We start from the raw sequence: 23,575 nt of genomic DNA, 5'->3' as shown, positions 1-23,575 counted from the left end.
CCGTGTCACCTTCGAAGTCGCGCGCGGACGCGCTGATGGCGGGCGAAGAGCTGAGCTCGGCGGCGCAGCGCGAACGTCGCAAGCGGATCGTCGACGCGACCATCGCGCTGGCGTCCAAGGGCGGGTTCGACGCCGTCCAGATGCGCGCCGTGGCGGACCGGGCGGACGTGGCGCTGGGCACGTTGTACCGCTACTTCCCGTCGAAGGTCCACCTGCTCGTGTCGAGCCTCGCCGTGGAGCTGGAGCGCGCCCAGGAGAAGATGGACCGCACCACCGTTCCCGGCGAGTCGCCGTACGAGCGCGTGCTGTTCGTCCTCGGCCGCATCACCCGCGGCCTGCAGCGCAACCCGCACCTCACCGAGGCGATGACGCGCGCGTTCACGTTCGCCGACGCCTCCGCGGGCGCCGAGATCGACCGCGTCTCGCTGCTGATGGAGAGCATGTTCACCAAGGCGATGAGCGACGACGAGCCGACCGACGAGCAGAAGGCGATCGCGCGGGTGATCGGCGACGTGTGGCTGTCGAACCTGGTGGCGTGGGTGACGCGGCGGGCCACGGCGACGGACGTGGCGAACCGCCTGGAGCTGACGGTCCGCCTGCTGCTGAAGTGACCTCGCCGCACCGGCCGGGTCACTAGGATCGGGGCATGGGTCTGCACGGCGACGCCGCCTTCCGGTTCCTCGTTCCCGACGCTCCCCGCCACCGGCGCACCGAGGGCGACGGTGCCCCGGCCCTGGCGCCGTCCCGCATCGGCACGCTGAACCAGCTGCGCACCACGCCCGGCATCGTGAACCCGAGCCTGGTCTCCTCCTGGTCGGGGTCGATCGACCGGGTGCTGCTCGCGTTCCCGTCCTACGGCGTGCACAGCCCGGAACTGGCCGCGGGCTACCGCTCGGTGATCGGCGCGCTGCGGCCGGGCACCGGGTTCGTGGTGGTGCACCACGAGAGCGACCGCGAGACCGTCGAAGGCTGGTTCCGCGAGGCCGGGCACAGCGCCCAGCTCGTCCCGATGCCCGACTACGTCGACTTCACGGACTGGGCCGAGGACGGCTACCTCGCGCTGACCGACCAGGGCGAGACCGGGACGTACCTGCTGGAGCCGTGGTCGTTCCCGCGCTCCGGCGACTCGCTGATCGCCGACGCCGTCGAGGAGCACGGCCCCGTGCGCGCGACCCAGGCGCCGCTCGTGTTCCAGGGCGGCAACTGCCTGGTGGGCGACGACTTCTGGCTGCTCGGCACGGACTACTTCCTCGACACGCTCGAGCTGGTGCAGAGCGGCGAGCTGCCGATCTCGGTGCCGCCGGGCCGGACCGCCGTGGAGTTCGTCGGCGAGCTGTTCCGCCGGCACGTCGACAGCGCGCGTGAGCTGGTTCTCGTCGGCACGAAGCGGCCGCTGGGGCTGAAGCCGTACTACGCGACCGCCGAGGCCGGCGAGTACCACCTCGACATCCCGGGCGGCGGTGTCGGTGACGTCCAGCCGATCTTCCACATCGACATGTTCGTGACGCTCGCGGGCCGGGAGGACGGGCGTTTCCGGGTGCTGGTCGGCAGTCCCGCGCTCGCCGACGCCGTTCTCGGCACCACCTCGCCGTTCGGGCTCCAGAACGCCTACGACGAGATCGCGGCGGACTTCGAGACGCGCGGCTTCGAGGTCGTGCGCAACCCGTTGGTGCACCGGCCGCACATCTCCCAGCGGCTGTCGTTCGAAGCCCTGCGCGCGTTCGCCGACACGCCCGACGGTGCCGAACTGCGCGAAGTGGTCGGTGAGTTCGCCGCAGCGGGCGCGCAACCGGACACGACGATCAACGTGCGCGCGTGGCACCACATCACCTGGAACAACTGCCTCGTCGAGAACAGCGCCGAGGCAGGCAAGAACGTCTACCTGCCGACGTTCGGCCACGGCGAGAACGCCGACCTCACCGCGATCGACGACGAGATGGACCGGCTGTGGACGGGATTGGGGTTCACGGTGCACCGGCTGGGCGACTTCAACGCCTTCGCGAGCCGCCAGGGGGTCGTGCACTGCATCAAGAAGTACCTGGAGCGCGGCGCCTAGGCCTGGTCACCGGCGCTCCTGCCGCCGCAGCAGCACCGGCACCACGATGACGACGACCACTCCCACCACGACGTAGGTCCAGGGCGGCTCGACGCCCAGCAGCGCCATCGCCATCCCGAGGACCAACCCGAGCAGGACCAGGCCGAGCACTTCCCACACGCGGATCTTGCGCAGCACGGAGCCGCCCCTTCCCCCGGGCCGGCCGCACCGGCCGGCGACTCCCCCGGGGTTCGCGGTGGCGTGCCGGGTCAAACCCGACGGGTGAACGGGCGCCCCGGTTACCGGGGCGCCCGGACGGTCACACGTTGTCGACGTGCGTGACACCGGAGTTGCGGTAGTCCTGCACCGCCGTCCTCACCTGGGCCGGGCTCAGCACCTGGTCCTTGGCGAAGTAGACGTAGTCGACGTCCTGCTGGTAGGCGCGCTCGGCCGAGCTGCCCTGCAGGCCGCCCGAGATGAACCACAGGTTGAAGTTGATCGACATCGGCGTCTCGGGGTAGTACTTGTCGCCGTGGTCGGCGACGAGGGTGCCGTCGATGTAGTACTTCACGCGGCCGTTCGACACCTGGAACACGAGGTCGTGCCAGCCGTTGTAGCTCTGGCGCTGGGAGTTGTGGATGTTGTCCGCCACCCACGGCTCGTTCTGGTAGGTCTCCCAGGTGGTCTCGAACATGATGTTGCCCTGCTCGCCCCAGCCGCCGTTGGGCAGGTACTCGAAGTCGATCTCCCCGTAGTTCGGGGCCATCGGCGCGTCGAGCGGCGTGATGGTGAAGAACGTCTGCACGACGTGGTCACCGTCGGGGCCGAAGACCGGCGCGTCGCTGAACCTGACCCTGGCGGCGTAGGTGCCTTCGAAGAACTTGCGCTGGTGGAACAGTTCCGTCTGCTTCGCGGCGGAACCGTTGTTCCACGAGTCGAGGCGCAGGACCTTCTGGCCGTCGACGGTCGGGAACGTCACGCGCGACGCGTCCCACTCGGCTCCCGGCACACCGGGGCCGCCCGCGCCCGAGCGGACGGTCCAGCCGCGCTGGCTGATCCGCGAGTCGCTCGAGTTGGTGTAGGCGAAGTCGTCGAACATCTTGGGGCCGTTGGGGTTCGGCGGGGTCGACGACGTCGTCGTGGTGGTGGGCGGGGTTCCGCCGGGGGCGGTGCCCCACAGCAGCGTGCCGCCGCGGTGGACCGTCACGCGGTTCCACGCCGTGTACGAGCTGTCGGCGCGGAACGAGTAGTCGTCGGTCTGCGTGATGGGGCCCCAGTTCGTGCGGTAGAACCGCAGCTGGAGGTCACCGGAGTCCCGGCCGGGGGCCAGGGTGCCGGCGCCGGAGGTGAAGCCGACCTCCAGGTAGCGGTCGGCCGGGCCGCCGGTGAACGTGCCGAACTGGCCGGTGACGTTGCCGCAACCGCGCACCGCCCAGGAGCAGGCGAAGCGGTAGCCGACGTCGGGCGTCTCGCTCTTGAAGTAGTAGCGGACCTTGATGTCGGACAGCGGCACGCTGGTCGTGCCGGAGTTGACCAGCTTGAGCCACGGCTCGACCTGGTCGGCGGTCGCACCGGACGCGCTGGTCCGGTACTGGGCGGTGATCGCGTCGGCGGCGAAGGCGTTCGGCGCGACGGCCAGCGCCCCCACGGCGAGCGCCGCGCAGGACGCGGCTAGGAGTGCTCGCAACGTTCTCTCCTCATTTCGGCAGGGATGGACAGGGCGGCGAGCCTGGAGGAGTGGGAGCGCATCCGGGTGGTGAAGCCCTCCCACTCGGGACGCTGGGACCAGAGGGTGTCGGCCAGCGCCGCGAGGCGGGGAAACGCCAGGTACTCGAGGTGGTTGCGGGTGCGGACGTGCTCGGTCCACAGCTGGCACTGGGCTCCGAGCACGCCGTCGGGCAGCGGCACGTGGTAAACGTCGCGGCTGGTCACGACGTACCCGGGCTGGCCGGGCGGTTCGTGCGTGCCGTCCGACTGCGGGTAGTCGAGGTAGGTGGAGGTGTGCGGGGTCATCACGACCGGCTGGCCGCGTTCGAGGGCCTTCTCCGCCTGGGTCTCGTCCTTCCACGGCATCACGACCGAACGCGGGTCACCGGTCGGTTCCCAGGCGGCGGGGACGCGGCCGTGGTCGAGCAGGTACTGGGCGGCCTGGCGCAGGAAGCTGCCGTGCACGTCCTCGGGCAGCAGGCACTCGTCGCCGCCGAGGTGGACGTGCTCGCCGGGGAAGACGGACAGCACCTCGTCCAGCACCTCGCGGACGAACCCCAGGGCGTGCAGTCCGAACGCGGCATCGCTGATGCCCCAGCGGGTCCAGACGGGCAGCGGTTCCGGCGCGACACCCAGGTCGGGGTAGGCGGCGAGCGCGGCGCGGGCGTGACCGGGCATCTCGATCTCCGGCATGATCCGGACGCCGCGCTCGGCGGCGAAGGCGACCAGGCCCTCCAGCTCGGCGCGGGAGTAGGTGCCGCCGTGCGGGACGCCGTCGCCATTGGTCTCGGTGCGCCATCCGCCGATCGAGGTGAGCAGCGGGTGCCTCGGGACCGGCATGCGCCAGCCCTGGTCGTCGGTCAGGTGCAGGTGCAGGACGTTGAGCTTGTGGAACGCCATGAGGTCGATGAACCGGCGCAGCACGGGCACCGGCTGGAAGTGCCGGGCGACGTCGAGCATGAACCCGCGCCACGGCAGCCTCGGCAGGTCCCGGATGTCGACGCCGGGCAACGTCCAGTCCACGTCGGACACGCGTTGCGACCGGAGCGCCTCGACCGGCAGGAGCTGGCGGATCGTCTGGACGCCGTGCGCCAGGCCGGCCGCGGTGCCGGCCCGCAGCAGGACTCCGTGCTCGGTGACGGTCAGCGCGTAGCCCTCCGCGCCGAGCCCGACGAGCTTGGCGTCGAGGGTGACGAGGACCTGGCCGTGGTCGGTGATGGGCAGCGGCAGGCCCGTGGCGGGCCGCAGCAGCGTGCGCAGCAGTCTCGCGGCGGGCTCGGCGCCCGGCGTCACCCGGACACCGGTGCCGGCGTCCAGCGTGAACCCCTTGCCGCGGCGCACGATCCTGCTGGGAAGCGGGACGATCACCCCTTCACCGCCCCTCCGACGATGCCGGTCGTCACCCGGCCCTGCAGGACGATGAAGATCAGCAGCACGGGCAGCATGAACAGCGTCGACGCGGCCATGGTGGCCCCCCAGTCGGTGCCGAAGGTGTTGTTGAACGAGGACAGCCAGACCGGCAGCGTGCGGTCGTCCTGGTCCTTGATGATCAGCACGTTGGCGAAGGCGAACTCGTTCCAGGCGGTGATGAACCCGAACAGCGACGTCGCCAGCAGCCCCGGCGCGAGCAGCGGGAACACGACCTTGCGGAACGCCTGCCCGCGCGAGCAGCCGTCGACCTGCGCCGCCTCCTCCAGGTCGACCGGGATGGCCGCGAGGAACCCGCGCAGCGTCACGATCGTGAAGGGCAGCGTCATCATGAAGTAGACCAGCGTGAGGATCCAGAGCGTGTCGAGCATGCCGGTGTCCCTGGCGATGACGTAGATCGGGATCAGCAACGCCTCCCAGGGCGTCATCTGCGCGATGAACACCATGAGCACGAACCCCCTGCGCCCCTTCCACTGCAGCCGGGCGATCGCGAACGCCGCCAGCAGCGCCACGAGCAGCGCGAGCAGCACCGCCCCGCCCGCGACCAGCAGGCTGTTGCGCCAGAAGGAGAAGAACCCCTTCGCGGCGACCGCGGTGCCGAAGTGGTCGAACGTGATCGGGATCGGCAGGAACGTCGGGGTGGCGCTCTGGATGTCCCGGGTGGGCTTGAAGGCCGTGAGGACCATCCAGTACACGGGGAACACCGAGACGGCGAACACGAGCAGCGCCGCCGTGGTGCGGGAGATCCGTCCGATCATGCTTCCCGCTCCTGCCGGTAGAGCTGGCGGAAGTACGCCAGCAGGGCGAGCACGAGCAGCAGCACCATGAGCATCGACACCGCGGCGCCGAGGTCGTAGCGCTGCAACGACTGCGCGACCTGGAAGGCGTAGACCGGCAGCGTCGTCGTGGCCTGACCCGGGCCGCCCTGGCTGATCACCCAGATCTGCACGAACGCCTTGACGACCCAGATCACCTCCAGGCACGTGATCAGGCCGAACATGGCCCGCAGCAGGGGGAAGGTGATGGTGGTGAACACCCTCCACGCCCCGGCGCCGTCGATCCGCGCGGACTCGTACAGCTCCTGCGGCACGGTGATCATCGCCGCGTACAGCGACAGCGCGGCGAACGGTATCGACTGCCACACGATCAGCGCCACGAGGATGCCGAACGTCGCCTCGCCGTCGGCGAACCACGTGTAGTCGCGGTACTCCTCGAAACCGAGTGCGACCAGCGCCCAGTTCACGACGCCGAGCCGGGACTGGAAGAGCCACTGGAACACCGTGGTGGCGGCGATGATCGGCGTGGCCCAGGTGAGCACGAGCCCGCCCATTACCAGCAGCCGCAGCCACTTCCCGAGGCGGGTCAGCAGCAGGGCGACCAGGGTGGACAGCACCATGATCAGCACGACGTTGATCGCGGTGAACCACAGCGTCCGCCTCACCACCGCCCAGAACTCGGGGTCGGACAGCACCCGCGCGTAGTTGGCGAGGCCGACGAACCTCGCGTCCCCGCGCACGAGCTGCGGCAGCCCGAACTCCTGCAGCGAGATGACCACGTTGCGGACCAACGGGTACAGCAGCAGGTAGGCGGTGGTGAGGACGGTCGGTGCGATCAGCAGGTACGGCAGCACCGGCCGCTTGCGGCGTTTCGGGGCGGTCGGCGCGGTCTCCCGCACCGGCCGTTCGGCGAGCAACGTCATTTGCCCGAGTTGAGCGCTTGGGTGATGACCTCGTCGGCCTTGGCGGCCGCGGTCTTCGGGTCGGCGCCCGTCAGCACGGCGGTCTGGAACTCCTTGATCGGGTTGCGGGCCTCGACCGCCGTCCAGTTGGGCGAGTTCGGGGTGGCGAAGCCGTTGGCCGCGCCGACGGCCATCGCCGCCGTGCCGGGGTCGTCGCCCACCGAGGACGCCAGGGACTTGCGGTTCGGCACGTAGTTCATCGCCTTCGCGAGCTCGACCTGCCACTTGTCGCCGGCGAGCGCCTTGACGACCTCGTACGCGCCGTCCTGCCTGCTGGACGCGAGCGGCACGATCAGGTCGGAACCTCCGGTGAACACCGCGCCGGGCTTGTCCGCGGTCTTGCCGGGGATCGGGAAGAAGCCGATCTTGCCCTCCAGCTCCGGGTTGGCCTTCGTGACGAGCTTGGCCGCACCGGGCACCGCGATGAACTGGGCGACCTTGCCGCCCGCCACCACGTCGGTCTGCTGCGGCTTGGCCTCGTCGGAGTCCTTCGGGCCGTCGCCGAGCGCCTGCAGCTGCTTGTAGAAGTCCATGCCCGCCAACGCCTCGGGCGTGTTCAGCGAGCCCTTCCAGCTGCCGCCGTCCTTCTTCGCGAGGTCACCGCCCTCGTCCCAGACGAACCCGGACAGCGTGTACCAGTTCTGGCCGGGCAGGTAGATGCCCTGCTGGTCGCCCTGGTCGAGCTTCGCGGTGGCGGCGAGCCACTCCGCGCGCGTCTTCGGCGGCGTCACCTGCGCGGCCTCGAACAGGTCCTTGCGGTAGATCACCACCCGGTTGGCCGCGTAGAACGGGATGCCGAACTGCTTGCCGTCGACCGCGCCGGGCTCGGCGAGGCCGGGGATCCAGTCCTCACCCCGCAGCTCGGCCTTGCGCGCCGACAGGTCCGTGACGCCCTTGCTGGCCACGTACTGCGCGACCTGGGTGTTGCCGACCTCGATCACATCGGGCGGATCCGTGCTGGCCAGAGCACTGGTCACCTTCTGCGTGATGCCGTTCCACTCCTGGATCTGGATCTTCAGGTCGAGGTTCGCGTGATCGCGTTCGAACTCGCTCTCGAACTTCGACACGAACTCCTCGGTGGCCGTGTCCTTCATCAGCCACACGGTGATCTCCTGCTTCTCACCCCCTCCCGCGGACGTGCCGCAGGCGGACAACGTGAGCGCGAGGACTAACAGGGCAGCGGAGCGCGGCACGACTCACCTCTCGCTGGGATATGACCAATTGGTCAGGTCTCGACGGGTGAACTAGAAAGTGGCATAGACCACTTCTCAGGTCAATCCCCTGCTTGGATGCGTGAGAGCGCTTCCGCACTTCATCAGTCTGGTTACTTACCAGTGGTATGCCATACTGGCCGCCGACGAAGCGGGGAGGCATGGGCGAGGCGATCCTCAAGCGTGAGCGGGTCCGCGACTACCTGCTCGAACTCATCGAGACCCACCCGGCGGGCGCCCCCATCCCGGCCGAACGCGTGCTGTGCCAGCAGCTCTCGGTCTCGCGCCCGACCGTCCGCTCGGCCGTGGAGGAACTGGTCAACACCGGCCTGCTCGTCCGCCAGCACGGCCGCGGCACCTTCGTGGCCCGCGCCAAGATCACCCAGGAGATGGTCTCCGGCACCGGGTCCATGTCCCTGCCCAGGGCGTCGGGCACCTGGGCGTCGCGCGTGCTCGAGCACGCCCGCATCCCGGCGGGCGCACGGGTGGGCCGGCGCCTGCGCCTCTCCCCCGCCGCCGAGATCCACTACATCGCCCGGCTGCGCCTCGTGGACGGCGAGCCGATGGCGCTGGAGCACCTGCACGTCCCCGCCGCCGTCGCGCCGTCGTTGACGCTGCACGACATGGAGTCCGGCGACTTCTACGACCGGCTGCGGGAGCACGGGGTGCACGTCCTTGAGGCCGTGCAGTCGATCGAGCCGACCGTGGTGAACGAGTCCGAGGCGTCGCTGCTCGGGGTGCCCGTGCTGGCGCCCGCGCTGTTGTTCGAGCGGCTGACCACCGACGCCGACGGGCGCCAGGTGGAGTACGTGCACTCGATCTACCGCGGGGACCGGTACCGGATCATGTCGCGGCTGACGCTCGGGGCGTCGCCGCGCGGCACCGTGGACGTGCAGGCGCGGATCGGCGGCTCCGACCCGTTCTGATCACGTGAAGCGGGCGCTCTGGCTGTCGATGAAGTTCTGCGCCTTCTCCAGCGTGTGCGAGGCGTAGGTCCCGCTCGCCCGCGCGTCCAGCAGGGCGTTCTGCTGCGCGTCCAGCATCAGGCGCTGCAGCTCGAACCGCTGGTGCAGCCGGCTGTCCCCGTCCTGCTCGACCAGCTTCTTCTCGATGCTCTCGCTCATCGCGATCGTCCGCTCCAGCGTCTGCTCCAGCAGTTCGTCGTCGAACGGCTCGCCGTTCTCGCGGCACAGCGCCGAGCTCTCCAGCAGCGTCCTGCTGGCCGTCACGAGTTCCCCGGCGAGGCGGGCGTACTCGCGGCGCTCGTGCTCGGCGTCGTTGCCGCGGATGCCGAGCCAGCGGATCACCAGCGGCAGCGAGCCGCCCTGCACGACCAGGGTCAGGATCGCGACCGTGAAGGCGATCAGGACCAGCTCGGAGCGGAACGGCAGGTCCTCGGGCAACGTCTGCGCGGCGGCGACCGTCACCACCCCGCGCATGCCCGACCAGGCGAGCACCGCACCACCGCGCCAGCTCAGGCCTTCGCTCGCGTAGAAGGCGACGTCGGCCTGCTTGCGCCGCAGCATCCGGATCCCGCGGTCGTACCTGCGCTCCTCACCGGGCCGCGGTCCGCGGGCGGTGAAGCGGTCCACGAAGGAGTCGAGCTTGCCGGTGACCGCGTCGGCGCGGCGTTGCTGGCGGCGCAGCAAGGCGATCAGCGGAACCATGAACGCCACGCGCAGCACGACGAGAGCCGCGGTGGCCACGACGCCGATGACGAGGGCCCTCGTCACGCCGTCGCCGGCCACGGCACCGACGACCGAGGTGAGCTCGAAGCCCATCAGCAGGAAGACGCCGTTCTCCAGCAGCAGCTGGACGGTGCGCCAGTTCGTGCGTTCGGAGATGCGGTCGTGCGCGCTGAACCGGCGGGCGCTCAGGTGACCGGTGATGAGTCCCGCCACGACGACGGCGATCACGCCCGACGCGTGCAGCTCCTCGGCCGGGATGAACGCGAGGAACGGGACCACGAAGGAGATCGCGGTCGTGAGGACCGGCTGGCCCTGGATCCTCGACCTCGCCCACACCGACACGAGTCCGACGGCGGCGCCGACCACGACACCGACGGATACCGCGTACGCGAAGTCGCCCAGCGCGCCGCCGAACGTCACGCTCGCCGTGATCGCCAGGACGGCCGTGCGCAGCAGCACGAGCGCGGTCGCGTCGTTGACCAGGCCTTCACCCTCCAGGATCGTGACGAGCCTGGGCGGCAGGCCGAGCTTCTTGCCGATCGACGTCGCGGCGACCGCGTCCGGCGGGCTGATCACCGCGCCGAGTGCCAGCGCCGCCGCGAAGCCGATCTCGGGCAGCAGCCACCAGATCAGCAGGCCGGTGCCGAACGCCGACACCGCCACCAGCAGCACCGACAGCGAGCCGATCGTGGCGAAGTCGCGCCGGAAGTCGACCACCGGCACGTTCACGGCCGCCGAGTAGAGGATCGGTGGCAGCACGACCACGAGGATCCACTCGGGTTCCACGACCAGGTGCGGCGCGCCGGGCAGCTGGCTGCACCCCATGCCGACGAGCACCAGCAGCACGGGCGCCGCCACGCCCAGCCTGGGCGCGGCGTACGACACCACCACGATGATCAGCACGGCCGCGACGGCGAGCAAGGCCCATTCCTGCATGACGTGCAGTTTGTCCCATCAGGACGGACTTCACCCGTGCAGCCACGCCGGTCAGGGAGCGGGGAGCACGTGGCGGCCGTCACGGTCGGTGCTCAGGCACAGCGAGCAGATCTCCCCTCCTTCCGCGCTGGCCGCCATGTCCGGCCGCTCGTAGGACTCGCGGCAGACGACGCACTCGTACCGCGTGCCGCTCGGGTTGCCGTCCGCGTCGAGCACCGGTTCCGCGATGCCGTCGTCGGTGCGCCGCAGGTAGAACCGGCCGCGCGTGAGCACCGCCGGCAACGGCGCCAGCACGACCGGGATGCCGACGGCGACCAGCGGTGAGCACAGCTGGACCGCCGCACCGAAGAGTCCGAAGTAGACCGAGATGGACAGGACCGACGACGCGAGGAACGAGCCGACGCCCACCGGGTTCACCGCGTGCAGCATGCCGCGCCGGAACTCGGGCTGCCTGGGCGACAGCTTCAGCACGTACTTGTTGATCGCGATGTCCGCGGCGACCGTGACGACCCACGCCATCGCGCAGTTGGAGTAGAAGCTGAGCAGGTTGTTGAGGAAGCTGAACATGTCCGCTTCCATCAGCACGAGCGCGATGGCGAGGTTCACCAGCACGAACACCAGCCGGCCGTGGGTGAGGCCGATGCCCGCACCGATCGAGAAGTCCGCCATGTAGGCGATGCCCCCCAGCGCGGACGCCCCGACGACGGCCGGCGTCCAGCGCCGGTACGTCCTCGGGGCGAACCGCAGGGTGTAGTCCTCGAGCGTCTCCCTGGACGCCGCGGGGACCGACGCGCGATCCACAACCTGGTCAACGGTCATGGGCCTCGACGCCAGGAAGCGCTCGTTTCGCGCGGTCGCACCATTTGTGTCCGGACGATGACGCTGTGTTCACCGGTGTCCCGGCGTTCCGGCTTCCCGGCGTCCGGATCCGGGTGACCTCGTCGTTCCCACCGGCGGCGACTCCCCTGCCGTCCGGCGAGAAGGCCACCCCTCTTGATCCGGCCTGCACGGCCACCTCGCGGCCGAGTCACGCCCGGCCCATGCCGCCGGTGCCGCATCCATCAACCGGTCCACAGCGGACTTGTCGCTAGCGGGCCGTCGCGACCTCGATGCCGACTTCGCCGAACAGCCGCAGCCGGTGCCGCGTAGTGGGCTCGACGGAGAAGCCGGCGGCGGCGATCCGCTCCGGCACCGCGTCACCGACGTTGTCGCGCAGGTGCTCCCTCATGTGCCCGTGGTCGTGGAACACGGCGTCGGCGAGCACCAGCACCCCGCCCGGCCGCAGCACGCGGTGCACCTCGCGCAGCATCTCGTCCTTCGACGACGTGTCCAGGTGGTGCAGCATCAGACTGGAGAACACCGCGTCGAACGAGTCGTCGGGGAAGTCCAGCTCCTGCGCGAAGCCGCGGTCCAGCCGCACGCGCAGGCCGGCGCGGCGCAGCTTGCTCTCCGCCCTCGCGAGCATCTTCAGGTCGGGGTCCACGCCGGTGAGCTCGACACCGGGGTGCTGCTTGCCGATGGTGCGCAACAGGTTCCCCGTGCCGCAGCCGACGTCGAGAACACGTTGCCCCGGCCGCAGCCCCGCCGCCGCGGCCATCTTGCCGTGCACGCGTCCCAGACCGGAGACCCGGTGCACGACCTCGTAGAAGGGCAGCAGGTAGTGCTTGCCCATGCCGGGGAGGTAGTCCCGCTCCTGGGACGATGTTTCGGTCATGAACCCATTCTGGCGCGCATGACAGCAAGGTTTCTGCGTCGATTGACGGTTTGAGTGGGATGATTTGACGGTGCGCACCCGACGATCGGCACCGAACGCCGACGAGCCCGCCACCTACACCTGGCAGCCCGCCCCCGGTGAGCTGGCGGTCGCGGCCATGCGGCTCGGCCACGGCGCTGACGTCAACGGCGCTCACGAGGCGCACGCCCACGACTTCCCGGGCCTCGCGTACTTCGCCGAGCCGGGTGGCGTCGTGCGCACCGGCAAGCAGGTCCGCCACGTGGAGGCCGGCGACCTGTTCGTCATCGCGCCCGGCGACGTGATGGGCCGGGCCCACAGCGGCGACCTGCTCGACGCGCACGGCTGGGGCGTCTTCTTCACCGCCGACGCGCTCGGCCCCGACACCCCCGGCGCGCACCTGGCCTGGCGCACGCACCCGCTGCTGTTCCCGTTCGTCCACGGCCGGGCGGTCGACGCCTTGCGGCTCAAGGTTCCCGAGCGGCAGCGCGACGAGTGGACCGCCCGCCTCGAGGCGCTGCACGACGAGCTGCGGCACCGCCGCGAGGGCTACCGGGAGGCGGTCTCGGCGCACCTCGTCCTGCTGCTGGTCGCGGTGTCGAGGCTCGCCGCGGACGTCGTCGGCGACCTGCGCGAGAACGCGGAACCGCTGCTGGCCGAGGTGTTCGACGTGATCGAACGGCGCTACCCGGAACCGCTGTCGCTGCGCGAGGTCGCCGCTGCGGTGCGCCTCTCCCCCGGTCACCTCACCTCGACGGTGCGCAGGCGGACCGGCCGCACGGTGCAGGAGTGGATCACCGAGCGCCGGATGGTGCAGGCGCGGCGGCTGCTCGCCGTCACGGACCTGCCGATCGGCGACATCGGGCGGCAGGTCGGCTTCCCGGACGCCGGCTACTTCGCGCGCACGTTCGGCAAGGTGCACGGGACGAGCCCGACGCGGTGGCGCGGGTCGAACCAGCTGAACGGGCGCTGAACTCCTGGGGACGGCCTGTCGAGCACCCGCGGTTCGCCGGATTCGTCCCGTTGCGGCATGGCACTGTCGCGGACATGACCGGCACCACCACCGTGCACGACGGCCGACGAGACCTCGGTGCGAGGTTCCACGACCTGATGGAAGTCGTCGTGAGGTGGCTGCCGTTCGGCCTCTCCCGCGTCGTGGCGCCGAGCCTCCTCGGGTTCGCGTTGATCAACGGGTTCACGTTCGGCGTCGACCTGCTGCTGCTCACGCTCTTCCGCGGCGGCCTCGGCCTGCCGGTGCCGATCGCGTTCACCGTCGCCTACGTGATCGCGTTCGGCCTGAGCTTCGTGCTCAACCGCGCGCTGAACTTCCGCTCGCACGCGCCGGTCGGGCCGCAGGCCGGGCTCTACGCGGTCGCGATCCTGGTCAACTACCTGGCGTTCGTCCTCGGCGTCGGCAGCGCGCTGACCGGACTCGGCCTGCAGTACCACCTGTCCCGGATCGCCGCCGGAGCGTGCGAGGCCGCGTTCATGTACAGCGTGATGCGGTGGGTCGTCTTCCGCGACGCGAAGGCCTGACCTACTGCAGGTAGCCCTCGACCTCGCCGACCGAGCGGGCGGGGACGTCGTCGGCGTCCTCGCCCCGCGCCCGTGCCGACCGGCGCCGGCGCAGCAGGTCCCAGCACTGGTCCAGGGCCTCCTCGACGGACCGCAGCCGGGCGTGCTCCTCGTCGGACGTGATCTCGCCGGCCGCGAGCTGCTCACGCAGCCTGTGCTCCTCGTCGACCAGCTCGTTGATGCGGCCCAGCACGTTCTCGTCGCTCATCTGCCCGACTCTACGACGATCCCGCCGCGCTCGCGGGAGGACGGGCGCGGCTGCGGCAGGTCGTCGAAGCACCTCGGTGTGCCGCACACCGCGAGTGCGTTGTGGACGGTGTCCGAGCGAGGGCGATTCGTCCGGTCGGTGCAGTGAAATGGTTCAACCACCTGTTTTACACTCGTGAACAGGGCCGCCGAACCCGACGCGCGACCACCTCCCCGTGGGGTGTTCGCCCACCTCCGCCTGCCAGGAGGCGTTGTGAAGACACGGAATCGGCTTGCCCTTGCGAGCCTCACGACCACCACCGCCGTGGTCGTCGCGTTCATCGTCCCCACCACCCCCGCCATCGCGCACGGCACCATGTCCGACCCGGCGAGCCGGGTCTACACGTGCAAGAACGAGGGCCCCGAGACGCCGAAGTCCGACGCGTGCAAGGCGGCCGTGGCCGCGGGTGGCACCCAGGCGTACTACGACTGGAACGAGGTGTCGCTGCTCGAAGCCGACGGCCGGCACCGCCAGCTCATCCCCGACGGCAAGCTGTGCAGCGCGGGCCGCGACAAGTACCGCGGCCTCGACCTGCAACGCGCCGACTGGCCCGCGAAGCGCGTCTCCGCCGGACCGCTGACGGTGACCTACCACGCGTCCGCGCCGCACTCGAACAGCAACTTCGAGTTCTACATCACCAGGGACGGCTGGAACCCGACGCAGCCGCTGCGGTGGTCGGACCTCGTGCACCTGCAGACGTTCAACAACCAGAACCCCAGCACGTTCACCAACTGGACGCTGAACCTGCCGCAGCGCTCCGGTCGCCACGTCCTCTACTCGATCTGGCAGCGCGTGGTCGGCAGCAACGAGGCCTTCTACACCTGCTCGGACGTCGACTACGGCGGTGGCGGCACGCCGCCCCCGACCACGACGACCACCACACCCCCGCCGGGTACGACCACCACGACGACTCCCCCGCCCGCCGGGGGCGCGTGGGCCGCGGGAACGACGTACTCGGTCGGCAACCGCGTCACCTACGGCGGCGTGAACTACGAGTGCCAGCTCGCGCACACCGCCCTCGCCGGCTGGGAACCGCCGAACACACCCGCCCTGTGGCGACGCCTCTGATGCGGTTGTTCCTGCTGGTGCTCGCCTTCGTGGCGTCCGGCTGCGCCACCACGCAGCCGGACGCCGTGTTGCGCGGCGATCCGCTCGACGTGATGTTCCTGCAGATGATGCTCCCCCATCACCGGCAGGGAGTGGAGATGGTCGCGCTCGCCCGCGACCGCGCCCGGAACGAGGAGCTCCGCATGCTCGCGGCCGCCATCGAGAAGACCCAGGTGGCCGAGGCCGACACGATGAGGAACTGGCTCACGTCGTGGGGAGAGCCGCTGACGGCACCGCCGGACTCGCACGCGGGTCACGGCGGCATGCGGCAGTCGGACCCGGAGGAGGTCGCGCGGCTGTCGGCGCTGCGCGGGGCGGAGTTCGACGAACGCCTGCTCAACGTCATGATCGCCCACCAGGACGACGCCGTGCAGATGGCGCGCTGGGAGGTCGGCAGCGGTGCGAACCAGGAGGTGAAGGACCTCGCGGACCGGATCGAGAAGTCCCGCACGGCCCAGATCGGCATGATGAAGAAGTTCCTCGGCGCGATGTGACGGGTACTCGGTGGTCACGCCACCGAGGAGGTCGGGCCATGATCAGCCGCTCACTGCTGAGGCAACTGCCCGTGCGGGCCGTCACCGGGGCGTTCGTGCTGCACTCGGGACTCGGCAAGCGCGGCGCCGACCGGGAGACGGCCGAACGCATGCACGGCTGGGCGTCGAGCACCTACCCGGTGCTGCGCGGGATCGACGCGCAGCGGTTCGCGAAGCTGCTGTCCGCGGGTGAGATCGCCGTCGGCGCGGTCCTGCTGGCGCCCTTCGTCCCGGCGGCCGTCGCCGGCCTGGCGCTCACCGGGTTCGCCGGGGCCCTGCTCGGCCTCTACGCGAAGACGCCCGGGATGCGGCAGGAGGGCAGCATCTGGCCGACTGACGAGGGCACCGGGCTCGCGAAGGACGTGTGGTTGCTCGGCATCGGCCTGTCCCTCGTGATCGACGGCGTGCCGCGCTCCGACCACCGCTGAGCCCCGACACCACCAGCCTGAGCGAGGAGGCCGACATGCAACCCGTCCCGTTCATCCCGTGGGTCTGGCGCGACCCGTCCTGGGTGGACCCGCCGGAGCACGACCAGGACGGACTCGCCGACCGCCCGGACACCGGCCTGATCGGCTACGAGGTCGAGGCCACCGACGGCGGCATCGGCAAGGTCGACGAGGACAACGCGAAGGTCCCGCACGACTGCCTGATGGTCGACACCGGTCCGTGGATCTTCGGCCGCAAGGTGGTGCTGCCGGTCGGCACCGTGCGGCACGTGGACCACGCCGAGCGGAAGGTCCACGTCGACCGCACCAAGGAGCAGATCAAGAACGCTCCGGAGTACGACGCCGACGACCACGACGGTTACCGCAGCCGCACCGACGAGTACTACGCCGACAGCTACCGGCTGATGCCGCCGATGCTCTAGTCCTCCGCAGGAGTTCTGGTCTGTCCCGCATGGTCTCGGTGTTGCAGAACGTGGCGATCGACTGCGCCAACGCCTACGAGCTCGCCCGGTTCTGGAGCGAGGTGACCGGCCGCCCGATGCACCCGGACGCCGAGCCGGGTGACGCGGAGACCGAGGTGCTGCTCGCCGGGGGCCCGGTGCTGTACTTCAACCAGGTTCCGGAGCCCAAGCAGGTCAAGAACCGCCTGCACCTGTGCCTGCGGCCCGAGACCACGCGGGACGAGGAGGTCGAACGGCTGCTGGGCCTCGGCGCCACGTTCGTGGGCGACCACCGCAACCCCGACGGCACCGGGTGGGCGGTCCTCGCCGACCCGGAGGGCAACGAGTTCTGCGTGCTGCGCAGCGCGGAGGAACGGGCCAGGACCGAGGCCTGACGTCCTCGCCACCCCGGACCACGGCGGGGATGCCGACCTCCTGCACGCAGGGGAAGAACGCCGAACCCGACGGGATCAGGCCACGGCGGGCGGCAGGAGCGCGTCCCTCACGGACGACCGCACCCCCAGCACGCCGGTCAGCTCCAGCGCCCGCAACGGCCGCAGCACCGCGGCGGAGTTCGCCACGACCACCAGTGCGCTGCCGCGGCGCAGGCTCAGGTCCTGGTGGTCGAGCAGCAGGCCGATGCCCTGGGCGCCGAGGAACGCGAGGCCCGTCAGGTCCACCACGACCGGCGCGGGCGGCACGACGGCACCCACCGCCTCGGCGAGGCACTCCGACAGGTGGTCGGCCGTCGTGCAGTCGACCTCGCCGGCGACGTGCACGAGGACGGCGTCGCCCACGCGCTCGCGGGTGGCTCGGAAGGGGACTTCACCGTCGCTGAGCACGAGGCAACCTCCAGTCGGACCGGCGCGAACGGCCGTCGCACGGGCTGGTTGCTCAACCCGCCCCGACCGTAGCGCAGTCCCCGTGTGCACGCGGTGCGACCGGTTCTCCGACATCGACCGCGCCCCGGCTGCCGCGATTGGACGGTGGAATTCCGAGGTACCATCGGTCGTCGTGACCGGTTTCTTCCACGAGACCGCCTTTTACGGCTCAGACGACGACTTCCTCGCGCATGTCGTTCCGTTCCTCGAGAACGGGCTGCGCGCGGGAGAGCCGTCGGTGGTGGCGTGCGGCGAGTGGAACACCTCCCTGGTGCGCGGTGCTCTCGGCCGTGACACGGCTGTTCTCTACCTGTCCGGTGCCGACCAGTACTCGCGGCCGTCCGAGGCCATCTCGCAGTACCGCGCCCTGTTCCGCGAGCACACCGAGGCGGGCTCGCGGCAGATGCGCGTGGTCGGCGACGTGCCGCACCCCGGCGTGGGCGTGCGGTGGGACTGGTGGGCCCGGTACGAGGCCGCCGTGAACCAGGTCTACGCGGAGTTCCCGGTGTGGGGCCTGTGCCCGTACGACACGAGGACCACCCCGCCCGAGGTGCTGGCCGACGTCACCAGGACGCACCCGAACGTGGCCACCGCACCCGGCACGCACGAGGTCAACCCCGGCTACCGCGAAGGCGTCCCCGGCTCGGCGCAGGTCCCCGACCTGCTGGAGCGGCGCAGTCCGCTGGTCGAGCTCGTCGACCCGACCGCCTGTGCGGTGCGCGAGGCCGTCGGCTCGGTCATCGATCGGCTGAGCCTGGGCGCGGACGAGGCGCACGACGTCGTCTACGCGTCCAGCGAGATCGTCACGAACGGGCTGACGCACGGCGCCGCTCCGGTGCGGTTCCGCCTGTGGGCGGACGAGAAGCGCGTGGTCGTCTCGGTGACCGATCAGGGAAGCGGACCGTCCGACCCGTTGGCCGGTCTCGTGCCTACCACCGAGACCCTGTCAGCCGGGCTCGGTCTGTGGATCCTGCACCGCACGTGCGACTACGTGTCGATGGGCCGCGACACCGACGGGTTCACCGTGCGGGTGAGCGTGGGCGGCCAGACGTAGGGCAGGTCGTCGGGCACGTCCGGGAAGAACCGGCGGTAGTGCCCGGGGTCCTTGCGGACCAGCGCCGACTGGTGGCTGCGGTGCACCGCCTCGTCGCCGAGCCACCCCGGCAGCTCACCCGCGGCGGCGAGCTCGGCCTGCGTGCGCACCACCGCGATGCCCCTGGCCCGGGCGAGGTCGGTGCGCATCGTGGCCTCGCAGGTGTCGGCGAACCCCTGGGCACGCCATTCCGCGCAGATCTCGACGCCGTACCGGACGAGCGCCTCCTCGAACCCGACCCACATCTTCACCGCGGGGTGGTGGCGCCAGCCGTGGCCCGGCACCACCAGCGCCCGCTGCACCTGAAGGGTCTCGACCCGCTGCTTGCCGAGCCTCCGCCGGTCCAGCACACGGGCTGAAGCGGCGAAGTCGGGGTAGGGCAAGAAGGTCTGCACGGCTCAGAGCACGTAACGCGCCGCCTCCGCGGCCCGCTCCCGGTCGACGTGCACCTCGTACCGCTGGGCCTCCAGCGTCATCACGCTGGAGAAGTCGCGCCGGCCGCGCGTGCTCCAGTGCGCGACGAAGCCGAACACCGCTCCCCAGAACGCACCGATCACGAGGCTGATGAGCACGAACCACACCCAGGTGGTGTCGGCGGAGAACAACCCGAACAGCAGGCCGATGAAGACGCCGAACCACGCACCGCTGGCCGCGCCGGCCAACGCCGCGCGGCCCCTGGTCAGCCGTCCGGTCACCTGCTCGACGGTGCGCACGCCGTCGCCGACGATCCGCACGCTCTCCACGGGGAAGCCGTCGTCGGACATCCTGTCGACGAGCTGCTGGGCGCCGAGGTAGTCGGCGAAGGTCGCGAGCAGGCTCGACTCGGTCCTGGTCACTTCGTGCTTGATGTCCACGCGGACCGGGTTCCCCCGATCACGCAGAGCAAACGGCGGCGGGGCCGCGGCCCCGCCGGGCGGACGAGGCGACGCCCGTCCGGCCCGGCGCTGTCGGGCCAGGTCCGTCCGGGTGGTCAGTTCCCCCGGCCGGTCTTCTCCTGCAGCTGGTCGATGAGCTGCGACGCCTCGACCTTGGTGAGCTCGGCGGGCACCTCCTCGCCCGCTTCCTGGGCGAGGGTGTGCAGGTACGACTCCTGCGGACCGGTCATCGGCTCGTCACCGGTCGTCCAGTCCTGCGGGTCCTTCTCGGGCGTGCGGTTCACTGCCGTCCCCTTTCACTCGAACGCCCGTTCGAGATACCCGGGGTGGCGGTGGCTCAATCACCGGCCCAGGACGACGTCCCCCGGAGTGGACGGACCGGGCACGACCATCGCGGACCGCACACCGGTGAGCAGGCGGTGCGCGACGGTCAGGAGCATTCGCGCCTCCATCCGCTCGCCGTAGCCCAGGTGCTCCTCCGCAGCCTTGACACACCCCATGACCTGCGGAGACATCACCGCCCCGGCAGCGGTGCACGCGGCCACGGCCTCCCTGAGGCCTCTTCGCGCATCGTCCCCCTCGACGTCGGCCAGCGCCGAGCAGACGGCGTTGTCCAGCTTCTCCAGCGCGGTCACGCGGATCTGCCGCAGTGATGTGTCGTCGAGTTCCGTGGTCATGGTCATCGCCCGCCTTCACAGCCGTGGGTACGCGCCGACTGCTTGACGCAATTGGACCGGACACCCCCTTTCGAGCACCCCGAAACCGACGCTGGAGGAACTTTGGCTACCGTGGCGGGATGCGTGCGACCTGGCGCGAGAAGAACGCGCGACAGTGGATCTCGGAACTGTCCGGCCGGATCGGGCTGGCCGGGTGGACGGCGCTGGCGATGACGCCCGCGCTCGCCGCCGAGGTGGACCAGCACGGCGCGGCCGTGCGCGACATCCTGCTGCTCGGCGTCGAGGGCGCCGGCACCGTGGGCGCGGTCGTGCTCCTGGCGGCGTACGGACGTGGTCTGCTCGCCGACGTGACCGACGCGGACTGGACGCCGACGTCCTGGCTCGGTGTCCGGCTCATGGCCGTCTGCCAGCTCGCGCACCTGCACGACGTGAAGCCGCTGAACGACGACGTCGCGGCGCTCCCTCGCCTCACCTGAACGACGAGGCGCACCCCGAGCGGGATGCGCCTCGTCCGGTGAACCTCGGTCAGCGGTCTTCAGGCCTGCGCGTGCCGAGCACCGGGTCCTCCGCCGGCACCTGCCGGCCCACCGCCGGGACCGGCTCGGTCATGGGCTCGGCCGCGGCCGGGGCCGGCTGGACCCCACCGCGCACGGCGTCCTCACGTCCGCGCTGGTAGGCCTGCGCCTGAGCCTGCGCCTGGGGCAGCTCCTGCTCCGCACGACCCAGCCAGCCTTCCCAGCGCTGCTGCATCGGCCGCACGAGACCGCCACCCACACCGACGACCAGGATGCCGCCGACCGTCGCGAGCACCGCGATCAGCACCGGCGTGGTCACCGTGGTGGCGACGCCGATCTGGTTCAGCGCGGCGATGATGCCCAGCGCCCAGATGAACACCGAGGCGATGTTGGCGAGGATCCGGCCGTAGGACAGGCCGCCGAGCGCACCACCGATGAAGTCCTTCACCGCGGTGGCCACGGCGCCAGCCACGACGACGATGATGATCGCGACCGCGGCCCTGGGCAGCCACGCCACGATGCCCGTCAGCAGTTCGGAGACGGGGTTCGGGCCCCACACGCCGAACGCGATCTGCAGCGTGATGAGGATCAGCGCGTAGTAGACGAGCTTGGCGAGCAGGTCGGACGCGTCGTACTTGCTGCGCGCCAGCATCTGCTTCACACCGCCGCGCTCCACGAGCCGGTCGAAGCCGACCCGTTCGAGGACCTTGTCGACGAGCTTCGAGACCGCTTTCGCGACGAACCAGCCGATCAGCAGGATCAGCAGGAACGCCGCGAGCTTCGGCACGAAGGTGGCCACGGCGCGCCAGGCGTCGGTCAGCCCCTGTTGGAAGTCCATGTCGAGCTCCCTTCGCACGGGCGCCCGGCGGGGCCACCCTCACCAGGCAGTACCCGGCGAGGGTGGACTTCACACGATTTTCACGAGACCTGGCGCAGCTCGCGGTCGCTCGCCACGAGGTGCTCCCAGGTCCGCCCGCGCTGGCTGGGCGGCGCGGAGCCGTCCGCGGTGCACACGGGGTACACCAGGCCGAAGGGAACCGGCTGATCGAACTCGTCACCGGTGCGAACGTCGACGAGATGACGCACGTGTGCCATGACAACCACTCCTCACGACCGACGGAGGACACACGCGTCCGGGCAGTTACCCGAACGGGGGACCTGGGGTTTGGGACCATCGAATACCCCGTGAGCTGCGCGAACATGCGTCTTGCCGTTGCGACATCAGAGTGAACCTATCCGTCCACAGTGGACTAACTCGCCGTGATCGCAAGAGTGGAGGTCCCGCCGCGCGGCACGAGGACGCGTCCTCAGGTGAACGTGAGGCCGCGTGAGCCGGACGGCGTGCGACAGCGGAACCGGTAGGGCTCACCGCCGAGGAACTTCGACCGCCGCGGCCCGTCCGAGTCCGGGTCCTGGCCGGGAACAGCACGCGTAGCTGTTGTTCAACGACTGCACGGACGTCCCCGCCACCGCTGCCTGCCGGGCGGGACCGCGGAACGGCGCGCGGACGACGGCAGGGCGGCGAGCAGTCCGATCGCGGCGGCACCGGTGGCCGGGCTGCGACGGCGGAACGCGATCACGGGTCTACCCCTCGCCGGAGGACCTTCGCTCCCGCCGCCCGCGCCCGTCACGATGCTAATTCGAATTATTACAGGGTTGACTGCCTGCGGCGTGGTGTCGCAGACTCCGTGCCAATTCGAATTGGCAGGTGCTCATGGCCAAGAGGCTCACCCAGCAGGACATCGCCCGGATGGCAGGCGTCAGCCAGGCCACGGTGTCGCTGGTGCTCAACAACCGGACCGACAGCGGCGTCCGCATCGCGCCGGAGACCCGTGCCCGCGTGCTCGAGGTCATCCGCAGGACGGGCTACGTCGCGAACCCGATCGCGCGCAGGCTCCACGACCAGCGCAACCGCATCCTGGGCGTGTTCACCTACGAAGCCGTCTTCCCGAGCACCCGCGCCGACTTCTACCAGCCGTTCCTGGAGGGCATCGAGGAGCAGGCGGAGGAGGCGGGCTGCGACCTGCTGCTGTTCACGAGCGCCAAGGCGGCGGGCAGCCGACGGCGGATCTTCAGCGACGACAGCAGGATCCGCCTCGCGGACGGGTGCGTGCTGCTCGGTCGCACGGTCGACCGCGACGACCTCGCTCAGCTCGTGAGCGAGGGCATCCCGTTCGTCTCGATCGGCCGGCGCGACGACGCGGGCGGCCCGGTACCGCACGTCGGCGCCGACTACGTCTCGGCCGTGCGGGACCTGGTGGACCGCGCGGCCGCCCTCGGTCACCGCCGGTTCGCCTACCTCGGCGCCGGCGTGGGCGCGGAGTCCTCGGCCGACAGGCTGCGCGGCTTCAAGCAGGCCGTGGCCGCGCACGGAGCCGAAGGAACGCACGTGCCGTTCGGCGAGCTGGACCAGTTGCTCGACGCAGGCGTCACGTGCGTGCTCACCGAGGAGGTCTCCGATGGTGCCGCGCTCGTGCTCACCGCCCGCGAGCGCGGCCTGTCGGTCCCCGGTGACCTGTCCGTCCTGATGCTCGGCGCCGCCACCCGGCCCGCACCGGACGACGTGGACCTCACGGGGTTCCGCATCCCACGCCGCGAGATGGGACGCAGGGCGGTGCAGGCGCTGACCGAGGTGCTGGAGAACGGCACCACCCCGCAGGAGCTGCTGTCCTGCGAGCCCGTCGCCGGCTCGACGCTCGGCTGACCAGGAG

At 70.6% G+C, this 23,575-nt stretch carries 31 protein-coding genes; 13 read left to right on the top strand and 18 right to left on the bottom strand.

Annotation, left to right across the window (positions count from 1 at the left end; translation table 11 throughout):
- The first annotated feature begins 35 nt into the window (after window positions 1-35).
- Together kstR and V1227_RS03640 are read left to right on the top strand one after the other, a co-directional pair.
- Window positions 36-611: a cholesterol catabolism transcriptional regulator KstR gene (gene kstR, locus V1227_RS03645; protein ID WP_236223994.1), complete on the top strand. Its 576-nt coding sequence runs from the start codon at window positions 36-38 to the stop codon at window positions 609-611.
- Window positions 612-646: 35 nt separating this feature from the next.
- Complete coding sequence (locus V1227_RS03640; RefSeq protein ID WP_329791027.1) at window positions 647-2,056, top strand: hypothetical protein; 1,410 nt, start codon at window positions 647-649, stop codon at window positions 2,054-2,056.
- A gap of 6 nt (window positions 2,057-2,062) precedes the next feature.
- Here the strand turns inward: V1227_RS03640 and V1227_RS03635 are convergent, their stop codons facing one another.
- From V1227_RS03635 to V1227_RS03610, 6 genes are all read right to left on the bottom strand, one after another.
- Entirely contained in the window at window positions 2,063-2,233 is a 171-nt protein-coding gene (locus V1227_RS03635) for a hypothetical protein (RefSeq protein ID WP_329791026.1), read from the bottom strand.
- 121 nt (window positions 2,234-2,354) lie between these two features.
- On the bottom strand, window positions 2,355-3,722 hold the full coding sequence (locus tag V1227_RS03630) for a cellulose binding domain-containing protein (RefSeq protein WP_329791025.1): 1,368 nt from the start codon (window positions 3,720-3,722) through the stop codon (window positions 2,355-2,357).
- Window positions 3,707-5,110, bottom strand: coding sequence for a beta-N-acetylhexosaminidase (locus tag V1227_RS03625; protein WP_329791024.1), 1,404 nt, complete (start codon window positions 5,108-5,110; stop codon window positions 3,707-3,709). Before V1227_RS03625 ends, V1227_RS03630 begins: the two co-directional genes overlap by 16 nt.
- Window positions 5,107-5,928 carry a carbohydrate ABC transporter permease gene (locus V1227_RS03620; RefSeq protein ID WP_090096437.1) on the bottom strand — a complete coding sequence of 274 codons (822 nt, stop codon included), beginning with the start codon at window positions 5,926-5,928 and terminating at the stop codon, window positions 5,107-5,109. Before V1227_RS03620 ends, V1227_RS03625 begins: the two co-directional genes overlap by 4 nt.
- Window positions 5,925-6,869 carry a carbohydrate ABC transporter permease gene (locus tag V1227_RS03615; RefSeq protein WP_329791023.1) on the bottom strand — a complete coding sequence of 315 codons (945 nt, stop codon included), beginning with the start codon at window positions 6,867-6,869 and terminating at the stop codon, window positions 5,925-5,927. Before V1227_RS03615 ends, V1227_RS03620 begins: the two co-directional genes overlap by 4 nt.
- Complete coding sequence (locus tag V1227_RS03610; protein WP_329791022.1) at window positions 6,866-8,101, bottom strand: extracellular solute-binding protein; 1,236 nt, start codon at window positions 8,099-8,101, stop codon at window positions 6,866-6,868. Before V1227_RS03610 ends, V1227_RS03615 begins: the two co-directional genes overlap by 4 nt.
- Window positions 8,102-8,280: 179 nt before the next feature.
- On the opposite strand from V1227_RS03610, the gene V1227_RS03605 reads away from it, so the two are divergent.
- Window positions 8,281-9,045: a GntR family transcriptional regulator gene (locus V1227_RS03605; RefSeq protein WP_329791021.1), complete on the top strand. Its 765-nt coding sequence runs from the start codon at window positions 8,281-8,283 to the stop codon at window positions 9,043-9,045.
- Here the strand turns inward: V1227_RS03605 and V1227_RS03600 are convergent, their stop codons facing one another.
- From V1227_RS03600 to V1227_RS03590, 3 genes are all read right to left on the bottom strand, one after another.
- A complete protein-coding gene (locus V1227_RS03600) occupies window positions 9,046-10,743 on the bottom strand; it encodes a cation:proton antiporter (protein ID WP_329791020.1) in 1,698 nt (565 codons plus the stop codon).
- 51 nt (window positions 10,744-10,794) lie between these two features.
- Entirely contained in the window at window positions 10,795-11,562 is a 768-nt protein-coding gene (locus tag V1227_RS03595) for a hypothetical protein (protein WP_329791019.1), read from the bottom strand.
- Between the two features lie 268 nt (window positions 11,563-11,830).
- Window positions 11,831-12,457 carry a class I SAM-dependent methyltransferase gene (locus V1227_RS03590; RefSeq protein WP_329791018.1) on the bottom strand — a complete coding sequence of 209 codons (627 nt, stop codon included), beginning with the start codon at window positions 12,455-12,457 and terminating at the stop codon, window positions 11,831-11,833.
- A 70-nt stretch (window positions 12,458-12,527) separates the two neighbouring features.
- Between V1227_RS03590 and V1227_RS03585 the strand changes: the two genes are divergently transcribed.
- Together V1227_RS03585 and V1227_RS03580 are read left to right on the top strand one after the other, a co-directional pair.
- Window positions 12,528-13,448, top strand: a complete 921-nt coding sequence (locus V1227_RS03585; protein ID WP_329791017.1) for an AraC family transcriptional regulator — start codon at window positions 12,528-12,530, stop codon at window positions 13,446-13,448.
- Between the two features lie 74 nt (window positions 13,449-13,522).
- A complete protein-coding gene (locus tag V1227_RS03580; RefSeq protein ID WP_442916458.1) occupies window positions 13,523-14,011 on the top strand; it encodes a GtrA family protein in 489 nt (162 codons plus the stop codon).
- Between the two features lies 1 nt (window position 14,012).
- Here V1227_RS03580 and V1227_RS03575 read toward each other — a convergent pair whose 3' ends face one another.
- A complete protein-coding gene (locus tag V1227_RS03575) occupies window positions 14,013-14,258 on the bottom strand; it encodes a DUF2630 family protein (RefSeq protein ID WP_236223922.1) in 246 nt (81 codons plus the stop codon).
- 252 nt (window positions 14,259-14,510) lie between these two features.
- Here V1227_RS03575 and V1227_RS03570 point away from each other — a divergent pair, with 252 nt between their 5' ends.
- Genes V1227_RS03570 through V1227_RS03550 form a run of 5 tightly spaced genes read left to right on the top strand, consistent with a single transcriptional unit; the run spans window position 14,511 to window position 17,218 of the window.
- Window positions 14,511-15,365 (top strand): lytic polysaccharide monooxygenase, encoded by an 855-nt coding sequence (locus V1227_RS03570; protein WP_329791016.1) that lies wholly within the window; start codon window positions 14,511-14,513, stop codon window positions 15,363-15,365.
- Window positions 15,350-15,898 carry a DUF305 domain-containing protein gene (locus tag V1227_RS03565; protein WP_329791015.1) on the top strand — a complete coding sequence of 183 codons (549 nt, stop codon included), beginning with the start codon at window positions 15,350-15,352 and terminating at the stop codon, window positions 15,896-15,898. The genes V1227_RS03570 and V1227_RS03565 overlap by 16 nt, the downstream gene beginning before the upstream one ends.
- A 38-nt stretch (window positions 15,899-15,936) precedes the next feature.
- Window positions 15,937-16,365, top strand: coding sequence for a hypothetical protein (locus V1227_RS03560; RefSeq protein ID WP_329791014.1), 429 nt, complete (start codon window positions 15,937-15,939; stop codon window positions 16,363-16,365).
- Between the two features lie 35 nt (window positions 16,366-16,400).
- The gene (locus V1227_RS03555; protein ID WP_329791013.1) at window positions 16,401-16,805 is read left to right on the top strand and encodes a PRC-barrel domain containing protein; all 405 of its coding nucleotides are present in this window, start codon (window positions 16,401-16,403) and stop codon (window positions 16,803-16,805) included.
- A gap of 29 nt (window positions 16,806-16,834) precedes the next feature.
- A complete protein-coding gene (locus V1227_RS03550) occupies window positions 16,835-17,218 on the top strand; it encodes a VOC family protein (protein ID WP_329791012.1) in 384 nt (127 codons plus the stop codon).
- A gap of 75 nt (window positions 17,219-17,293) precedes the next feature.
- On the opposite strand, the gene V1227_RS03545 is transcribed toward V1227_RS03550, so the two are convergent.
- Window positions 17,294-17,779 carry an STAS domain-containing protein gene (locus tag V1227_RS03545; protein ID WP_329791011.1) on the bottom strand — a complete coding sequence of 162 codons (486 nt, stop codon included), beginning with the start codon at window positions 17,777-17,779 and terminating at the stop codon, window positions 17,294-17,296.
- 58 nt (window positions 17,780-17,837) lie between these two features.
- On the opposite strand from V1227_RS03545, the gene V1227_RS03540 reads away from it, so the two are divergent.
- Window positions 17,838-18,758: a sensor histidine kinase gene (locus V1227_RS03540; RefSeq protein ID WP_329791010.1), complete on the top strand. Its 921-nt coding sequence runs from the start codon at window positions 17,838-17,840 to the stop codon at window positions 18,756-18,758.
- Here the strand turns inward: V1227_RS03540 and V1227_RS03535 are convergent.
- From V1227_RS03535 to V1227_RS03520, 4 genes are all read right to left on the bottom strand, one after another.
- Window positions 18,692-19,192: an MSMEG_6728 family protein gene (locus V1227_RS03535; protein WP_329791009.1), complete on the bottom strand. Its 501-nt coding sequence runs from the start codon at window positions 19,190-19,192 to the stop codon at window positions 18,692-18,694. The genes V1227_RS03540 and V1227_RS03535 overlap by 67 nt on opposite strands.
- Window positions 19,193-19,195: 3 nt before the next feature.
- A complete protein-coding gene (locus V1227_RS03530; RefSeq protein WP_329791008.1) occupies window positions 19,196-19,651 on the bottom strand; it encodes a general stress protein in 456 nt (151 codons plus the stop codon).
- A 116-nt stretch (window positions 19,652-19,767) separates the two neighbouring features.
- On the bottom strand, window positions 19,768-19,956 hold the full coding sequence (locus tag V1227_RS03525) for a DUF3072 domain-containing protein (protein ID WP_308102927.1): 189 nt from the start codon (window positions 19,954-19,956) through the stop codon (window positions 19,768-19,770).
- Between the two features lie 57 nt (window positions 19,957-20,013).
- Window positions 20,014-20,355, bottom strand: coding sequence for a hypothetical protein (locus V1227_RS03520; RefSeq protein WP_329791007.1), 342 nt, complete (start codon window positions 20,353-20,355; stop codon window positions 20,014-20,016).
- 113 nt (window positions 20,356-20,468) lie between these two features.
- Between V1227_RS03520 and V1227_RS03515 the strand changes: the two genes are divergently transcribed.
- Complete coding sequence (locus V1227_RS03515) at window positions 20,469-20,825, top strand: DUF6401 family natural product biosynthesis protein (protein WP_329791006.1); 357 nt, start codon at window positions 20,469-20,471, stop codon at window positions 20,823-20,825.
- A gap of 49 nt (window positions 20,826-20,874) precedes the next feature.
- Here V1227_RS03515 and V1227_RS03510 read toward each other — a convergent pair whose 3' ends face one another.
- From V1227_RS03510 to V1227_RS03500, 3 genes are all read right to left on the bottom strand, one after another.
- Window positions 20,875-21,702 carry a mechanosensitive ion channel family protein gene (locus tag V1227_RS03510; RefSeq protein WP_329791005.1) on the bottom strand — a complete coding sequence of 276 codons (828 nt, stop codon included), beginning with the start codon at window positions 21,700-21,702 and terminating at the stop codon, window positions 20,875-20,877.
- A gap of 80 nt (window positions 21,703-21,782) precedes the next feature.
- Window positions 21,783-21,959: a hypothetical protein gene (locus tag V1227_RS03505; protein ID WP_176959647.1), complete on the bottom strand. Its 177-nt coding sequence runs from the start codon at window positions 21,957-21,959 to the stop codon at window positions 21,783-21,785.
- 347 nt (window positions 21,960-22,306) lie between these two features.
- Window positions 22,307-22,444, bottom strand: coding sequence for a hypothetical protein (locus V1227_RS03500; RefSeq protein ID WP_329791004.1), 138 nt, complete (start codon window positions 22,442-22,444; stop codon window positions 22,307-22,309).
- Window positions 22,445-22,578: 134 nt separating this feature from the next.
- Here V1227_RS03500 and V1227_RS03495 point away from each other — a divergent pair, with 134 nt between their 5' ends.
- Window positions 22,579-23,568: a LacI family DNA-binding transcriptional regulator gene (locus V1227_RS03495; RefSeq protein WP_329791003.1), complete on the top strand. Its 990-nt coding sequence runs from the start codon at window positions 22,579-22,581 to the stop codon at window positions 23,566-23,568.
- Window positions 23,569-23,575: the final 7 nt, after the last annotated feature.

This window comes from Lentzea sp. DG1S-22, assembly GCF_036321065.1.
GTDB classification, from domain to species: domain Bacteria; phylum Actinomycetota; class Actinomycetes; order Mycobacteriales; family Pseudonocardiaceae; genus Lentzea; species Lentzea jiangxiensis.
Note: the sequence above shows the minus strand (reverse complement) of the source record. Positions and strands in the feature narration are given on the sequence as shown.

What these genes read in the sequence shown, in the direction of transcription:
- V1227_RS03590 (WP_329791018.1), bottom strand. Translation starts at nt 12,457, where the DNA reads ATGACCGAAACATCGTCCCAGGAGCGGGACTACCTCCCCGGCATGGGC.
- V1227_RS03555 (WP_329791013.1), top strand. Translation starts at nt 16,401, where the DNA reads ATGCAACCCGTCCCGTTCATCCCGTGGGTCTGGCGCGACCCGTCCTGG.
- V1227_RS03595 (WP_329791019.1), bottom strand. Translation starts at nt 11,562, where the DNA reads ATGACCGTTGACCAGGTTGTGGATCGCGCGTCGGTCCCCGCGGCGTCC.
- V1227_RS03600 (WP_329791020.1), bottom strand. Translation starts at nt 10,743, where the DNA reads ATGCAGGAATGGGCCTTGCTCGCCGTCGCGGCCGTGCTGATCATCGTG.
- V1227_RS03520 (WP_329791007.1), bottom strand. Translation starts at nt 20,355, where the DNA reads ATGACCATGACCACGGAACTCGACGACACATCACTGCGGCAGATCCGC.
- V1227_RS03620 (WP_090096437.1), bottom strand. Translation starts at nt 5,928, where the DNA reads ATGATCGGACGGATCTCCCGCACCACGGCGGCGCTGCTCGTGTTCGCC.
- V1227_RS03615 (WP_329791023.1), bottom strand. Translation starts at nt 6,869, where the DNA reads ATGACGTTGCTCGCCGAACGGCCGGTGCGGGAGACCGCGCCGACCGCC.
- V1227_RS03605 (WP_329791021.1), top strand. Translation starts at nt 8,281, where the DNA reads ATGGGCGAGGCGATCCTCAAGCGTGAGCGGGTCCGCGACTACCTGCTC.
- kstR (WP_236223994.1), top strand. Translation starts at nt 36, where the DNA reads ATGGCGGGCGAAGAGCTGAGCTCGGCGGCGCAGCGCGAACGTCGCAAG.
- V1227_RS03560 (WP_329791014.1), top strand. Translation starts at nt 15,937, where the DNA reads ATGATCAGCCGCTCACTGCTGAGGCAACTGCCCGTGCGGGCCGTCACC.
- V1227_RS03550 (WP_329791012.1), top strand. Translation starts at nt 16,835, where the DNA reads ATGGTCTCGGTGTTGCAGAACGTGGCGATCGACTGCGCCAACGCCTAC.
- V1227_RS03505 (WP_176959647.1), bottom strand. Translation starts at nt 21,959, where the DNA reads ATGGCACACGTGCGTCATCTCGTCGACGTTCGCACCGGTGACGAGTTC.
- V1227_RS03575 (WP_236223922.1), bottom strand. Translation starts at nt 14,258, where the DNA reads ATGAGCGACGAGAACGTGCTGGGCCGCATCAACGAGCTGGTCGACGAG.
- V1227_RS03640 (WP_329791027.1), top strand. Translation starts at nt 647, where the DNA reads ATGGGTCTGCACGGCGACGCCGCCTTCCGGTTCCTCGTTCCCGACGCT.
- V1227_RS03510 (WP_329791005.1), bottom strand. Translation starts at nt 21,702, where the DNA reads ATGGACTTCCAACAGGGGCTGACCGACGCCTGGCGCGCCGTGGCCACC.
- V1227_RS03545 (WP_329791011.1), bottom strand. Translation starts at nt 17,779, where the DNA reads ATGTCGGAGAACCGGTCGCACCGCGTGCACACGGGGACTGCGCTACGG.
- V1227_RS03495 (WP_329791003.1), top strand. Translation starts at nt 22,579, where the DNA reads ATGGCCAAGAGGCTCACCCAGCAGGACATCGCCCGGATGGCAGGCGTC.
- V1227_RS03580 (WP_442916458.1), top strand. Translation starts at nt 13,523, where the DNA reads ATGACCGGCACCACCACCGTGCACGACGGCCGACGAGACCTCGGTGCG.
- V1227_RS03515 (WP_329791006.1), top strand. Translation starts at nt 20,469, where the DNA reads ATGCGTGCGACCTGGCGCGAGAAGAACGCGCGACAGTGGATCTCGGAA.